Origin of the sequence: Flavobacterium sp., from assembly GCF_043720215.1 — a bacterium.
In the GTDB taxonomy this organism is placed as follows: Bacteria; Bacteroidota; Bacteroidia; order Flavobacteriales; family Flavobacteriaceae; genus Flavobacterium.
The window spans coordinates 1-16127 of sequence record NZ_JAYSSZ010000046.1 but is presented as its reverse complement, the minus strand read 5'-3'; the positions used below and the strand labels follow the sequence as shown (position 1 = coordinate 16127).

General features: G+C 32.2%; 13 protein-coding genes. 1 reads left to right on the top strand and 12 read right to left on the bottom strand.

From position 1 onward, the window contains the following. Positions 1-87: 87 nt before the first annotated feature. The gene (locus ACHZC3_RS02005) at positions 88-330 is read left to right on the top strand and encodes a hypothetical protein (RefSeq protein WP_394758204.1); all 243 of its coding nucleotides are present in this window, start codon (positions 88-90) and stop codon (positions 328-330) included. A 174-nt stretch (positions 331-504) separates the two neighbouring features. Here ACHZC3_RS02005 and ACHZC3_RS02000 read toward each other — a convergent pair whose 3' ends face one another. The 12 genes from ACHZC3_RS02000 to ACHZC3_RS01945 form a co-directional block, all read right to left on the bottom strand. Next, positions 505-897 (bottom strand): DUF6943 family protein, encoded by a 393-nt coding sequence (locus ACHZC3_RS02000; RefSeq protein WP_394758203.1) that lies wholly within the window; start codon positions 895-897, stop codon positions 505-507. Between the two features lie 1520 nt (positions 898-2417). Beyond that, positions 2418-4403 (bottom strand): heavy metal translocating P-type ATPase, encoded by a 1986-nt coding sequence (locus tag ACHZC3_RS01995; protein ID WP_394758202.1) that lies wholly within the window; start codon positions 4401-4403, stop codon positions 2418-2420. Positions 4404-4413: 10 nt separating this feature from the next. Continuing rightward, positions 4414-5367 carry a metal-dependent hydrolase gene (locus tag ACHZC3_RS01990; RefSeq protein ID WP_394758201.1) on the bottom strand — a complete coding sequence of 318 codons (954 nt, stop codon included), beginning with the start codon at positions 5365-5367 and terminating at the stop codon, positions 4414-4416. A gap of 62 nt (positions 5368-5429) precedes the next feature. Beyond that, on the bottom strand, positions 5430-5855 hold the full coding sequence (locus tag ACHZC3_RS01985; protein WP_394758200.1) for an EamA family transporter: 426 nt from the start codon (positions 5853-5855) through the stop codon (positions 5430-5432). A 6-nt stretch (positions 5856-5861) separates the two neighbouring features. Further along, positions 5862-6215 (bottom strand): DUF3703 domain-containing protein, encoded by a 354-nt coding sequence (locus ACHZC3_RS01980; RefSeq protein ID WP_394758199.1) that lies wholly within the window; start codon positions 6213-6215, stop codon positions 5862-5864. 16 nt (positions 6216-6231) lie between these two features. Further along, positions 6232-7500 carry an efflux RND transporter periplasmic adaptor subunit gene (locus tag ACHZC3_RS01975; protein WP_394758198.1) on the bottom strand — a complete coding sequence of 423 codons (1269 nt, stop codon included), beginning with the start codon at positions 7498-7500 and terminating at the stop codon, positions 6232-6234. A gap of 11 nt (positions 7501-7511) precedes the next feature. Next, a complete protein-coding gene (locus ACHZC3_RS01970; protein ID WP_394758197.1) occupies positions 7512-11828 on the bottom strand; it encodes a CusA/CzcA family heavy metal efflux RND transporter in 4317 nt (1438 codons plus the stop codon). A 96-nt stretch (positions 11829-11924) separates the two neighbouring features. Continuing rightward, on the bottom strand, positions 11925-12251 hold the full coding sequence (locus ACHZC3_RS01965) for a DUF6660 family protein (RefSeq protein WP_394758196.1): 327 nt from the start codon (positions 12249-12251) through the stop codon (positions 11925-11927). Between the two features lie 44 nt (positions 12252-12295). Continuing rightward, entirely contained in the window at positions 12296-12868 is a 573-nt protein-coding gene (locus ACHZC3_RS01960; RefSeq protein ID WP_394758195.1) for a phosphatase PAP2 family protein, read from the bottom strand. A gap of 23 nt (positions 12869-12891) precedes the next feature. Then, positions 12892-13770 carry a diacylglycerol/lipid kinase family protein gene (locus tag ACHZC3_RS01955; RefSeq protein ID WP_394758194.1) on the bottom strand — a complete coding sequence of 293 codons (879 nt, stop codon included), beginning with the start codon at positions 13768-13770 and terminating at the stop codon, positions 12892-12894. Continuing rightward, complete coding sequence (locus tag ACHZC3_RS01950; protein ID WP_394758193.1) at positions 13770-15731, bottom strand: LTA synthase family protein; 1962 nt, start codon at positions 15729-15731, stop codon at positions 13770-13772. The genes ACHZC3_RS01955 and ACHZC3_RS01950 overlap by 1 nt, the downstream gene beginning before the upstream one ends. A 96-nt stretch (positions 15732-15827) precedes the next feature. Continuing rightward, positions 15828-16127: PepSY-like domain-containing protein (locus ACHZC3_RS01945; protein ID WP_394758192.1), on the bottom strand; the 300-nt coding region annotated here is incomplete at its 5' end.

The window sequence follows — 16127 nt, the reverse complement described above, 5'->3', positions numbered from 1 at the left end:
GTGGTAATGATTTACTTAATCAGAAAGTAGAATATTTAGAAAAAAGAGTAAATAATATTGAACTAACAATTTTAAAAAATCAAGATTATGAAAAATAACAATTTGAATTTAGTAGACAGAACCTTGGCACCAACTCCAAAATGGTTTAAAATTCTACGCACTGTCGGAATTGCTTTGGCTTCTGTTGGTGGAATTATAATTGCTTCGCCTATTGCCTTACCTGTTGGACTGGTTTCGGCAGCTGGTTACTTGGTTCTTGGTGGAAGTATTATTTCGGTGGTTTCTCAAACTGCTGTAAAATCGGAAGAAGAACCGAAAACTAACCCTTGAATTTGACTAAAAACCACCTTGTAAGCTCCGAAATTCGGAGCTTTTTTTGTTTTTGGTAGTGAAATAACACTGATTGCTTTGCTTTTCATCGCTTTATTTAAGTGGCGCAATCATATTGCACTTATGTATTACTTTGCTTGTGAATAAGGTGCTTACAATCGAAAAAATGGAATTTTATTTTCGACAATAACGGTACACAATGGCTCTGCGTAAATCGCTGATAAGGTTAATATTTTCGTGAAATTGTTTTTCTTTTTGTTCTAAAAGTTTTAAAGCTGCAACATTTTTTTGATGTTCTTCGTGTTCAACCATCATCAAACTGGCTTTTGGACTAAATTCTTTTTTGAAATCTGGAAGGCGTAAAAATGGAATGACTGAACCCACTAAATGTTGATGCCAAAAATTAGTTTTCCATAAACTAAAAGCAATGAAAAATAGGCTTTCGCAATCTTCTTCGTTTTGAAAAATGACTGCAAAGCTATTAGTAAACGGCTCTTTTTGTGGCTTACCGCTGTTCATCCCTTTGTTAAGTACAAATAAATGGGGTTTTGTGTAAATTGTACCCATTCGATGGGTTTTGATTATAAAATTCATCATACGTTCCGTTTTAAGATGATGTGCCTTGCTACCACAAGCCACACATAAAATTTTTAAAAGAAAAAAAGGAAAAAAAGAAAGTCGTACTTCAAGTGGAGGTTTCAAGAAAAACAAGTTTTTTAGAAAAAATACTACCCGATACATCTTCGGAAATGTGGGCGTGAAATCGGAAGTGAATGTTGTTGCGAAACGGTAAGGGTGGAGATTTTTTCTAAAACCCGTAGGGCTTGAACTTTTTTTTCTTGAAACCGGAACTTACCTTTACTTTCTTTTATTTATTTTTTTATTTTCCTTTCGAACGAGATGTTCTTGATGAAGACGGAACCAAAAAAGGTTGATACAATAACTGATGTTCTTCGGAAAGGGTATTGAATTTTAAAGCAGGAAAAAGGAATATTAAATCGATACCAATTATTTTTCTGCTTTAAAATTTAATACTCTTTCTTACGGTTTGATTTTGTGGGTGTGATAAATTGCTTTATCGGAATTGTGAATTTTAGAAGTAAAGTTGTAAAGCAATTTATTACACTTACAAAAACAATTCAACTACTTTTTCCTAGTGCGATGAGGCAGTAGCGCAGGTAAGTGTGTCTTTTTTTATTTGCTTAACGAGATGTTTCTGATTGATTTCACCATCGGCTTGATGCCAATATTTCTTAAAAAGTTAGGATTTATTTTTAAAGTAAATAATCCTCTGAAAACGTTAGGTATCAAGTTGATGGAAAATCAATTTATCTTGTGTTTCTGGCAAATAAAAAAAGATACTCTTACTGGCTCTTTCTTGGTTTTGTGGGTGTTGTAAATTGCTTATTCTTAAATTGTGAATGTTAGAAATGGAGTTGATAAGCGATTTACAACACTTACAAAAGCAATGCAAATACTACCGATTTATGCGTAAAGTTGCTAAAAACAGTTACCGTGAACGTTCTTGAAAGCAATTATAACCGTAAAGTTTCTGATGAAATGACGAACGTTGTTGAAGACAGTGGCGAAGGACGGTGTTTTTTGTAGCTGGGTGATGCGATGGGAGCTGCAAAAAATGTTGTCCTGGAGCCACTGGCAAGCGCGTTGGCAGGAGCGGCTGTTTTACATAAATGATATTATAGCTTCATTGCAAAAACCAAAAAAACAATAAAAACGCTTTGTGATGAACTATAATACTCAATTATGTAACACAGCTTGGGGAAAAAAATTACTGGCGCAAGTTGCGAAGCGTACGTGTTTTTGATAAAAACTGTGCCAGTAATTTTTTTTGGAGCGTTGGCAAAGGAGTGCTTTTTGAAATGCAAAACTTCCTTTTTACCACAGAATAAAAAAAGATATTCTCGCTATTGAAATAGTAATTAGTGAAATGAAGCAAACAAAGACTTGAGTTTAGGAATACTTGGACTAAATGAAAGTTTTGTGCAGCTGAATGAGATAATGGCTTATTAAAAAAAAAGATGTTTGCCATTTACAACAAACATCTATTCTGGATTTAATAACTAACTCTAAAATTTCATTTTCTGTATTCTTACTGCATTTAAAATGGCTAATAATGCTACGCCAACATCGGCAAAAACGGCTTCCCACATTGTGGCTAAACCTCCTGCACCAAGTATTAAAACTATTGCTTTTACTACAAATGCTAAAGTGATATTTTGCCAAACAATTTTTTTGGTTTGTTTACCAATGTTTATAGCCATTGGAATTTTTGAAGGCATATCGTCTTGAATAACCACATCGGCAGTTTCTATAGTTGCATCGCTTCCTAAACCGCCCATTGCTATACCAACGTTGCTTAATGCCACTACTGGTGCATCGTTTACGCCATCGCCTACAAAACAAACGGTTTCATTTTTGGCAATGATTTCTTTGACTTTGTTTACTTTGTCTTCGGGCAATAAATCGCCAAAGGCATTTGTAATTCCGAGTTTTTGAGCCACAAATTGTACTACCGTATCTTTATCGCCACTTAACATTGTGGTTTTTATTCCTAATGCTTTTAGTTTGTCGATTGTTATTTGTGCATCTTCTTTAATGCTGTCTGCAATGGTTAAATAGCCCACGAATTTTTTATCATAAGCAGTAGAAATTAAAGTGTAAACGATACCTTTTGGATCAATATCATAAGCAATTGAGAATTTATCCATTAGTTTGAAATTTCCAACTAACAATTCTTTTCCGTTTACATTAGCTTTTAAACCGTGTCCTGATATTTCTTCGACATCTTTTAAAACTATTGTACTATCAATTTTTCCGACATATTGATGAATGGCTGTTGCAACTGGATGTGTACTTTGACTTTCTAAAGCGTTGACCATTTGCAGGATTTCCTCTTTGTTGAAATTGGGATTAAAAACAACTTCTTGTACTTTAAAAACGCCTTCGGTCATTGTGCCTGTTTTGTCCATTACTACGTTTTGAATGGTTGCCATAACATCAAGAAAATTACTTCCTTTGAATAGTATTCCGTTTTTACTGGCTGAACCAATTCCGCCAAAATAACCTAATGGAATACTGATAACTAATGCACACGGACACGAAATAACCAAAAATACTAATGCTCTGTATAACCAATCTCTAAAAACATAATTATCTACAAAAAGCATTGGTATAACACAAATTAAGATGGCTAAAAGCACAACTATTGGTGTATAAATTTTGGCAAACTTTCGGATGAATAATTCGGTTGGTGCTTTTTTGGCGGTGGCATCTTGCACCATTTCGAGAATTTTAGATAGTTTGCTATCGGTGTAAGCAACAGTAACTTTTATTTGACAAACCGAATTTAGATTTATCATTCCTGCTAAAACGGTTTCGCCTTTTGCTTTGGTGTCGGGTTTACTTTCGCCTGTGAGTGCCGAAGTATTGAACGAAGCCGTATCTGAAATTAATTCGCCATCTAAACCTAATTTTTCTCCTGCTTTGAGTTGGATAATATCGCCAATTTTTGCTGTTGAAGCTTTGATTGTTTTTGCTACATTATTTTCTAAAATTGTAACTTCATCTGGTCGTTGGTCTAACAGGGATTTTATGTTAGCTTTTGCTCGTTGTACTGCCAATGTTTGGAAAATTTCTCCAATGGCATAAAATAGCATTACGGCAACACCTTCAGGAAATTCGCCAATAGAAAAGGCTCCAATGGTTGCAATAGACATTAACAGAAATTCTGAAAATATTTCTCTTTTTAGAATACTTTCAAACGCTTCTTTAACTACTGGAAAACCAACTGGTATATAAGCCACAATATACCATCCAATTCGAATGTAACCTGTAAACCAAAATTGGGTAATATAATTATCAAAAATAATAGCTACCATCAATAAAACAAAACTTATGATTGCTGGCAGGAACATTTGAAATGTAGATTTTTCTGCGTTGGAATGGTCGTGTCCGTCATCATCAGAATGATTTTCTGTTTTTTTGTTTATTTTCTCTTCGAGTGTGCAACAAAGCTGTTTACCTCGTTCATCGTATTTGTGAGTATGCTCCATTTTTTTTTATTTAATGTTCTTTGTATTGTAGTTTGTAACTTTTATCTGGATTTGAAGTAATTTCAAAAAATCCTACTGTTGGAGCCTTGTATTTACCTATTTGTTTAATTCCTCTCATATCAACTTGTAAACTGTATAACCTAATTTTATCCTTATCTTTAACTACAGTATAAAATCCTTTTGAAAACCATATAAGTCGATCAGCAAGATTAGGGTCAAGTATATTTAGCAGTGTATCATTTACTGGAAAACTTTCATAATGAATAGGACTTTGAGTTTTTAGAAAAGAATATTTCCCAAGATATATACTATCTTTTGTTTTTGCTACACCATACCAATTCACACTACCAATGTTTACAGGCACAGAAAGCAAATCAAATTGTTCTATTTTTTGTTTTTTGAGTGCCGTTTCAAATTTCCCATTTACAAATTGCTTTATTCCTAAAGTAAACATCAAGTAGAAGGTACTTACTAATAATCCAATCTTGTTAATTCTACTTTTGTTTTGATTTTTACTATATAGAGTAATTAAAAGTCCTACAAGCAGTGGTAAAGTATAAAATGGATCTACAATATTAATACTGTCGAAACCAACTCTGTAATCAGAAAAAGGTAAAAAAAGTTGAGTACCATATGTTGTAAAAGCATCAAGCAACATATGGGTAAATAACGCTAACCAACTAAAAATATACAATCGGATAAATGAAATTTCTTTAAATGACTTTATTTTAGATAGAATAAATGAAATAATAATTGCCCCAATAATTGAAAATACGATTGAATGGCTGTAAGCACGGTGTACTGTTATTCTTTGTAAATCATTGCAAAACGGAATAAGTATTATATCAAGGTCTGGAATGGTAGCGATTATCACACCTACGATTGCACCTCTTTTACCCATCTTTTTACCAAGGAGCAATTCTCCAATTGCTCCACCTAATGCTGCTTGTGTTAAACTATCCATAATCAAAAAGTGTTCTATTTAATTTATAACATTAACTTATTTGCAATATTCTTTTAGATTTTTTATTTCCAAATTATTATCATCATTCCTATTAAAATGAATATTGATCCTAGTATTAGCTTTGAAGTAATTGGTTCTTTTAAAATTATAAACGACAAGAGGAGAGTGATTACTATACTTACTTTATCGATTAAAGCTACTTCACTAACATTGCCAATTTTTATAGCTTTGTAGTAAAAAATCCAACTTAACGAAGTTGTAACTCCCGAAATGGCTAAAAAAATAAGATTGCTTTTGGGTGCGGTTTTCAATTGCTGTAAAACATCATTAAAAACTAATGCGTTTAAAACAATTATAAAAAATACCACTATTGTTCGAATACTCAAAGCAACATCACTACTGAGATTTTTCATACCATACTTAGCAATTACAGATGTTAATCCTGCAAATAGCATTGAAACAATTGCAAAAACTTTCCATTTTTCCATAATTAATTATAATATTTTTTTTATGTCCTCAGGTATTTCCATCTTTTTTAAAGGTGGTACGTTTGCACCACCTGTATTACCTACTGGAATATGACCAACAAATGATTTTACTCCACCAACTAACAATCTTGGTATCTGTCCTACAACTTCTTTGGTGCTTTTTATTTTTATTCCAAATTGTAACATTTTACAATGTACAAACGTATGTTCGTAAGGATATTTTTGTGCAATAATATGTGCTCTTTCTAAATGATACCAAGCCATATTTAAGTTATCTGCCTGTAAATTATCCTTAACCGCTTTTAACTCTTTTTTATAAAAAGGAATTAGATTACTTGGCATTACTATGTTCATTTTCATAACTTAAAAGTGTTGGTTAGTGTTCGTGTGCACCGCCACCTTTTGAAGTTGCTAATAAATAGAAAGCACCTTTTATAACTATTTTAGCATCGGCAGGAATTTCTTCGACTAATTTTATTTCGGTATAACCTAAATCGGTAGTTCCAGGAACCACTTCGATTGCTTTGAAGTGAACTTCATTGTGTCCTTCTTCTTCTCCTTCGGCGTGTTCAGTATGTGCTTCACCTTCTTTATGTTGATGCTCTTCTTCTTTTACTTTTGGTGCTTCTTCTTGGTGTTCTTCTTGAATGTAAATGTAATATTTGTCTCCGTTTCTAACAACCGCCTCTTTTGGAAGTGCTTGAACTGTTTGGTTTGTGATGTTGATATTAGCCGCAACATACATTCCCGAAATTAAATCTTTGGCATCACTTGGATTTATTTTGGCGTGAACGGCAACGGTTTTGCTTTCGTTTGAAAATGATTTATTTATACCGAATATTTTTCCTTTAATAGATTTGTTGGATTGATTAGTCAATACAAAATCAACTTCCTGACCCACTGAAATTTTACCTAAATCTTTTTCAAAAACATTCAAATCCAAGTGCATTTGGCTATTGTCTACTACTTCAAAAAGTGTCAATCCTGTTTCTGCAAATGCGCCTTTGGTTATACTAATTTTACCCACATAGCCGCTTATTGGCGAAACAATTGGAATTAACGAAGTGCTACCGCTTAAACTAACATTTAACGCTTGCAGCTTGTTTTTTGCAGCTTGTGCTTTGGCTCTCTCTACTGCTAATTTTGATTTTACTTCTTGAAATGTCTTACGTGGATTTACATTTTCGTCACTTAATGTTTTTTGACGGTTGTATTCCAATTGCAAGTATTCAATGTTAGCAATAGCGGAATTGTAATCTTCCTGCATTTCTGTAACTTCGAGGTTTTGAATGGTTGCCAATGTTTTTCCTTTTGAAACAAATGTCCCTTCTAATACATAAATATCTTTTACAACGCCACCAATTAAGGTAGAAATATTAGCCATATTTTGTGGCGGAACTGCTGTATAACCATTGGCTTTGATTACGGTATTCAGGTTTTTCATTTCGATGCTACCAGTTTCGACACCAATAGTTTTGAATTGTGCTTCTGTTAGTGCTACTTCGGTTTCTGACTTTTCTTCTTCGTTGGTTTCTTCGGTTTTCTTTTCTCCACAAGAATTTAGAGTAAAGAGAAAAGAAAATAGAATAAAGAGGCTGAAGAATGAACCTAGTTTATAATTTGGTTTTAAAAATATATTTTTCATATTATAGAATATTAATTGTTGTTGAAAGATGGGAATTGCAATTGAATGGCACTTTGATTGTAAGTATTAACGGCTTCTGCATTTTGCTTTTTAATGTCAATAGCTTGGTTTAAAAAACTAATGTATGACCAGTAACTCATATCGCCATTGGCATAACTTTTTTGAGCCGTGGTAATAATTTGTTCAGCATATTGTAAGCCTTCGTTTTGATAATACAATAACGCTTTTTTCTGTTTTTCGAACTCATTTTGTAATTCTTCTTTTTGCAATTTTAAAGTCAGTTTACTTTTATCTAATTCTAACTGCGATTGCGACATACTAATTTGTGATGCTTTGGCTTTAGCGGTGTTAGCTCCACCAAATAAAGGAATTTGTAATCCTGCTGTAAAACCTTGAAAATAGGATTTGGCATCTATGGTTTGTCCGAAATAACCCAATCCTAATTTTGGTGTTCGCATTGCTTTGAACGTATTTGCCTCCTTTTGATATACTGAAATTTGCTGTGTATAATAATCGTTTACCAATCCTTGTATCTTATCATCATTACTCGTTGTTGGATTAGCATATTGCAAAGGTGTTGAAGCATCAGGCACTATATTTTCATCTGTTTGAATAAAGTATTGCAATTGCTTTTGATACACCACCAAATCATATTCTAACTGTACTTTTTGCGTTTCGATTTCTTTCGATTTGGCTTTAGCACTAATGACTTCGATATTGCCACTTTCTCCTGTTTGAAAACGAAGCTCTGCATTTTTAAGGAATTTAGCATAAATATCGAACAGCTCATTATTTAACTTTTGAATAGAAACACCATATAAATATTGATAATAGGCTAATGACACTGCTTTTTCAATTTCATATTCTGTTAATGCTTTTCGTTTTTCAGCTAATTTTACCAGTTCTTCTTGTAATTGTCTGTTGGCTTTTGTGATTTTACCAATTGGAAAGTATTGTTGAATAGAAACGTTATGGTCATAACTAACACTATTAAATTGTCCGCCTTGGTATTGCACTTGCAAAGGATCTACTTGAAATGCCGTTTTCTTTAATACAGTTTGTTTTTCAATTTCCTTATCCGCAATTTTTAAGTCGATGTTGTTTGCTTTCGCTTTTTCAATAGCTTTTTCTAATGTTATTGTTTGACCGTTTTGAGCAAATGAAAAAGTACTGATTAATAAAACGATTACTGTTACAATTGGGTTTGACATTTTTTTTCTTCTTTTAATTCCCTTTTCAAATAATAAATACAAAATTGGTAAAACGATTAAGGTTAGTAATGTTGCCGAAAATAATCCACCAATAACTACCGTTGCTAATGGTTTTTGAACCTCTGCACCGCCACTTGTTGATAATGCCATTGGCAAAAATCCTAATGAAGCAACCGCAGCAGTCATTAATACTGGTCTTAACCTTGTTTTTGTTCCAATTAAAACGCGTTGTAATGGGTCGCTTATTCCTTCGGATTTTAGTTGATTGAAATAGGATATTAGTACAATTCCGTTTAAAACTGCTATTCCAAACAAAGCAATAAAACCAATTCCTGCCGATATACTAAATGGCATTCCTCGTAACCACAATGCGAAAACACCGCCAATTGCCGATAATGGAATTGCAGTAAAAATTAATAATGCTTGTTTGGTACTATTGAATGTGAAAAATAGCAAGACCATTATTAGCCCTAAAGCAATTGGTAAAGCAACAGACAACCTTTTATTAGCTTCAATTAGGTTTTCAAATTGTCCACCATAAGTAATATAATATCCAGCTGGAAGTTTGAAATCTTTGTCTAATTTTTGTTGGATTTCTTCGACCACACTTTTTACATCACGACCACGCACATTTAAACCTACGGTAATTCTGCGTTTTCCATCTTCACGAGAAACTTGTACTGGGCCTTGTTCGTAATTGATAGATGCTACTTGTGATAATGGCACTTGTTGCCCATTTGGTAATGGAATAAAAAGGTTAGAAACATCTGTAATATCGCTGCGATTGGCTGCACTCATTCTGACTACAACATCAAAACGTTTGCTTTCTTCGTAGATTTTACCTGCACTTTCTCCTGCAAAAGAGGAACGAATTATTTTGTTGATGTCGGAAATATTTAATCCATACAATGCAATTTTGTTGTAATCATATTTAATTGTAATTTGTGGCAAACCTGATACTTTATCGGCTTTTAAATCGCCAATACCTTCAATTTTATTAATTTTTCCGATTAGTTCTTTGGCTTTATTGTCTAACACTTCTAAATCATCACCAAAAATTTTAATGGCAATATCACTTCTACTTCCTGTCATTAACTCATTGAAACGCATTTGAATAGGTTGTGAAATTTCGATTGCTGCACCAGGAATTTTTTCCATTTCCTCTTTCATCAAATTGGCTAAATCTTCCCAATTGTCGGCAGATGTCCATTCGGATTTGTCTTTTAAAACAATAATTAAATCGCCACTTTCTATTGGCATTGGGTCAGTTGGGATTTCTCCGCTTCCAATTTTGGTTACAATTGTTTTTATTTCCGGGAATTTTGCTTTGAGTAATTTTTCATATTGAGTTGTTGTTTTTACCATTTGCGAAAGCGAACTTCCTGTCATAATGGTTGCATTAATAGCCAAATCTCCTTCTTCAATAGTTGGAATAAATTCGCCTCCCATATTTTGAAAAACAATAACTGCAAAAACAAATAGAGCCATTGAGATTACTAAGACTGCTTTTTTAAATCGTAACGCTTTATCTAAAAATGGTGTGTAGATTTTCTCAAACCACGCCATCATTTTATCACTAAAATTAGTTTTGTATTCGGTGTTTTTTGATAAGAACATTGCACTCATCATAGGTACATAAGTTAATGACAAAATGAATGCTCCAACAACTGCGAAGCCAACTGTCATTGCCATTGGTTTGAACATTTTACCTTCTGTTCCTACTAACGCTAATATTGGCAGGTATACGATTAAGATTATTATTTCTCCAAAAGCGGCACTGTTTCGGATTTTTGAAGCAGATTTATATACCTCGCTATCCATTTCTGACTGTGTTAAATCTTTTTGTCGTTTGAGTTTTTGTAAATGGTGCATTGTGGCTTCGACTATGATTACAGCTCCATCGACAATAATTCCAAAATCGATTGCGCCTAAACTCATTAAGTTTCCACTTACTCCAAAATAATTCATTAAGATTACTGCAAACAGCATTGATAGTGGAATAACAGACGCTACTATTAATCCGGCTCTTAAATTTCCAAGAAATAGTATCAATACAAAAATTACAATTAATGCACCTTCTAATAAGTTTTTAGTAACCGTTCCGATGGCACTATCTACTAATTTACCTCTGTCAATAAATGCTTCGGCAACAACACCTTCGGGTAAAGTTTTATTGATTTGTATCATTTTTTCTTTTACCCTATCTACAACTGCGCTGGAGTTTTCTCCTTTTAGCATTAGTGCTAATCCGCCTACAATTTCGCCATTACCATCTTTGGTAGTTGCGCCAAAACGCAAAGCAGTTCCTAATTGAACTGTTGCTACATCACGAACTAAAACTGGTGAACTATTTCTGTTTTTGACTACTACATTTTCTAAATCTTTTATGCCTGTTGCCATACCTACGCCACGAATAAAAAAGGCATATTGGTCTTTTTCGATATAAGCACCACCTGTATTTTGGTTATTCTTTTCGAGAGCATCAAAAATTTCAGTTATGGTAACACCAGCACTATTTAATTGATTAGGATTTACCGAAATTTCATATTGTTTTAAACTTCCTCCCCAAGTGCTTACTTCGGCAACGCCTTTTATACCTTGTAATTGTGGTGCAACAATCCAATCTTGAATTGTTCGTAAATCGGTTACTGAATATTTATCTTCATATCCTTTTTTTGCATATACATCATATTGGTATATTTCGCCAAGTCCGGTTGTGATAGGTGCAAGTTCGGGTGAACCTATGTATTTAGGAATGTTTTCTTCGGCTTGTTTTAGTCGTTGAAAAACTTGTTCTCGTGCCCAATATATATCTGCTTCATCTTCGAAAACAACAGTAACAACAGATAAACCAAAACGAGAAAAACTACGAAGTTCTATGACTTTTGGTATTGTTTTTACTGATTGCTCAATGGGATAAGTTATTAATTGCTCGACTTCCTGTGCTGCTAATGTAGGTGCAGTAGTTAATATTTGCACTTGATTATTGGTTACATCTGGTAGTGCATCGAGCGGTAATTGTTTTATTGAATAGCTACCCCAAGCTATAAGAACTAAAGTAAATAAAAGAATTATAAACTTATTCTTGATACTGAATTGTATGATTTTGTCTAACATTGAAAATAGTATAATGAATTAGAATTTAGCAAAATTTCTTTTGCTATTATTTGTGAAAAGGTCACAACTTTCTAACCCGAAATTACTCGGGTATTATTATGCTATTTGAGGTGGTTGCCAAATACTTCCGTAGAAGTTGGAGTAAGAAATAGATTTGTAGGTAGGAATTTGAGTGTTGATTTCTACTGCAATTTTTCTAAACTGAGGTGCTATTTCTTGACTGAAATTTAAGATTTGCTGTCCACAACAATTGCAAATACAAAAAGGTGAACATAGATCACTTTCTTTATCGTGTGAGTGATTATCGTGATTGGCAGCAGCTTCTGGTGAAGAATGTGCAAGACTATTTACTTCAATATCAGCACAAGGCAAACACGAAAGTGCTACTAAATAGATTGAAAATATGAAATTGAATACATTCATCGATGCAAAAATAAAGAAAAATTGTTATTTCAACTAGATTTATATTAAAACGTTTTGATAAATCCTATTCCTAATTGTTTACCGTTATAAAAAGGAGCCATAATTGATGTTGTTTTTTTCTCTTTTGATTTGAATATTTTTTCTTGTATCCATGGATTGATCCAATAGGCAATTTTTGTACTTAAAATTCCAATTCCAGCACCTGTGACTACATCGGTTAGCCAGTGTTTGTCATTATAAATTCTAAATGCTCCTGTACCAGTAGCTATAATGTATCCCGAAATACCATACCAAATGGAAATATCTTTGTATTCTTGCCAAAGGAATTCTGCTCCTGCAAATGCTGTAGCTGTATGTCCTGATGGGAAAGAGTTGAAAGCGGAACCGTCTGGGCGTTCTACTTTTGTAATTGATTTTAAACTTAGTACAGAAGCTGACATTAGTAAATATGAAGTACCTAATACTCCATAACCAATTAAAACTGTTGGAATGACTAATTGTTTGTAATTAAACTTTAGATATTGATTCGGCGTTTGAATTTTAAGACTATCTATATCATTTTTTTGTGCATTAATTACATTGGCAAAAAAAATGAAAATGAAAGCTGTTTTTTTCATATTCTTTTTGTTAAAATAAATTACTATACTATTATTTCCAATCCGCTTTTTATTATCGAAACATCAATTTTGTTGGTTTTTATATTGTAATATTCTCCATCAATTTGTATGTCTGTGTTTATTTTGTTTGGAATTTCAATACTCATTTTTTGGATTAATGAATGCTGTGCATTTTTGAACTTCTCGACTTTATTTGAGAGTACATACATTCCTAAAATGAGCTTGTTTATAAAGTTTAACTTTGAAACAACTACTAAATCTAACCAACCATCTTGTAAACTTGCTTTAGGTGTTAAGCTCATTCCATATCCCATTTCGTTAGAATTTGAAATGAACAATAGAAAAGAATTTGTATTTATAATTTGATTGTTAAAAGCAAGTATCGTTTGAATGGGTTTAAATTGAAAACTTGATGTTACTGATGCTTTTATGTAAGCTATTAAAGTTCTTTTTTTATAGGTTTCATACTTTTTAATAATATGAGCATCGATACCGATACCCATATTACTAAAAAAATAGTGTTCATTTACTTGTCCCACATCAATTGTTTGACTATTTCCGTTTCGGATAATTCCTGTTGCTTTTTCTATCTCTTTTGGAATATTTAGATTTGAAGCTAAACCATTGCCTGAACCAACTGGAATAATACCTAATTTGATTTTTGTATTTATCAAACAAGATGCTACTTCGTTAATAGTTCCGTCTCCACCACAAGCTACTATATAATTTGGATTGTTTTCTATTGCTTTTTTAGTGATCGTAATTGCGTGTTTTTTATAATTAGAATAATCAACTTCAATTTTAAACTGTTCCTTTGAAAAATATTTTTCTAATTCTGTTTTGCCAATATTATGATTACCATTTCCCGAAATAGGATTTACTATAAAATGAATGTAAACCATTATTTCAATAATTTATTTGTGAATAAATAGTCGGCGGTTTGATACCAAGAAATTGTTTCATTAAGAAATGATTTATCCATTGGCAAAGGTTTTAAACTATTATCTGTTTTGTTCCAAGAGTAAAAAGATTGCCTTTTTTGGTCAGACAAAATCATTACTTTTTCTTTTTTCATTAATACTAATTTTCTGTATGTTCCAACTAATGCTCGTTCTTCAAAGTTTGGATTAAATACATTTTTGCCAAAGAAATTGCTTTCGTAAGTCCAATTCATCATTGAAAAAAATGTTGGAAAAACATCTATTTGAGAACATTGTTTTGATACTTTTTGGTTCGTTTCTTGTGGAAAATTGACAATAAAAGCAGGAATGTGATAATTGGCTACATCAATTTCATCTTTACCTGCACTACTCGCACAATGGTCGGCAATAATTATGAAAACCGTGTTTTTAAACCAAGGTTTATTCTTTGCTTTTTGAAACATTTTTTTTATAGCGTAATCAGTATATTTTACTGCTCCTTCACGTCCACTACCTGATGGAATATCAATTGCATTGTCAGGGTAAGTAAAAGGTCGATGGTTAGAAGTTGTCATTACAAAATTAAAAAATGGTTTTTTGTTTTTATGATGTTCATCGGCAACATTTAGCATTTTAGAATAAATATCTTCATCACAAATTCCCCAAGCGTTTTCAAAAGTTACTTCGTTGTCGTTGATATTATTTCGAGTTGTTTTAATTTTATCACTCAAGACACTTCCGCGTCCACGATCATAAATTGTAAAACCATTTCCACCAAAGTAAGCGTTCATATTATCAAAATATCCATCGCCACCATAAAAAAAGTTTGAATTATATCCTTTGGATTTAAAAACATTTGATACAGTAAATAAGTTTTGATTTTCTGGACGTTTCACAATACTTTGTCCTGGTGTTGGCGGAATACAAAGTGTCATTGCTTCCATACCACGAACGGTTCTTGTTCCTGTGGCATATAAGTTATCGAAGAATACACTTTTTTGAGCTAAACTATCTAAAAACGGTGTTATGTTTTGCTGGTTGCCAAATTCTTTCATAAAACTGGCACTTAGGCTTTCTACTAATATAAAAACTACATTTTTTTTACTTGGTGTAGCATTTGTAGTATCAGAAATTGTCCTGTGAATAGATAAGTTATTAGATTGAAATTTACTGTTATTGTCTGTTAATTTATTTCTAATGATATTGAAAGCTTCTTTGTCGTTTACAGATGTGTAAAACTCATTATAAACCATTTGATTGTTTCTGAAAGCAGAAAAAAACGAATAAATTCCTGATTTTGAAATTTCGGCATTATACCGATTAGAAGACCATTCGGCGTGATTGTTTGTTATAAATGTTGTAAAAAACAAACAAGAAACTAAACCAATTCCTAATACAATACTTTTTTCTTTTAAAGTTGCGGTTTGTGAGAATGTATTTTTGAAGGCATTTCTTTTATAAAACAGCAATAATACTAAAAAAACAATAGCCGAAACACCAATTATTAATACTGGTATTGGATACGATTCTTGAATATTTTTTACAACTTCGTGTGTGTAAATTAAATAATCTACTGCAATGAAGTTAAATCGGGTTTTGAATTCGTCCCAAAAAGTAATTTCGGCAAAAAAGGTAAACACGAGTATAAAGATTACTAATGTTGTGAAAAACCATATAAAAATTTTATCAACCCAAGAGCCAATCCATTTATTTGGAAAAATGAAGTAATAAATAATGGCAGGAAATACAATAAAACTAATTGTACCAATGTCGAAAAACAATCCTGTTAATACTGTTCCTAAAACAGTAATAATGTTAAACGAAACTTCGTCGTATTGCCATATAAAAAAAATAACTCTTACTATTTGGGAGATAATAAGAAACCATATTACAAAAGAAAGTAATAAAGAGTATCTGCTTGATAAGTTGGTTTTTTTGAACATAATAGTTGGTAAATAATATTTTTAAAAAAAAGTTAATAGTAATCTGTAAATAAAAAAAGCACCCACACGCTATGTGTAGATGCTTAAATAATAAAACTAACTAACCTTGTCTTTTGTTATAAAATTACCGTTTTCATCAAAAAATAAATCTTTGCCTTTTATCTCGGCTTCGTATATAAGATTTCCTTTTTCGGTAATAATTTTAGCTGCTTCTTTTACTTTTTGATTTTTAAAATTAGCATTTAAGTATTGCAACGCTTTTTTAGGTAATTGACTAACTGTAATTGCAATTTCAGTTTCAATAATTTTTCCATTAGCATTGAATAAAATAGAGTTATCTACTTTATTATTCTTAAAACTGGCTTCATAATTACTTTCTTCTTTGTCCCATTTTAC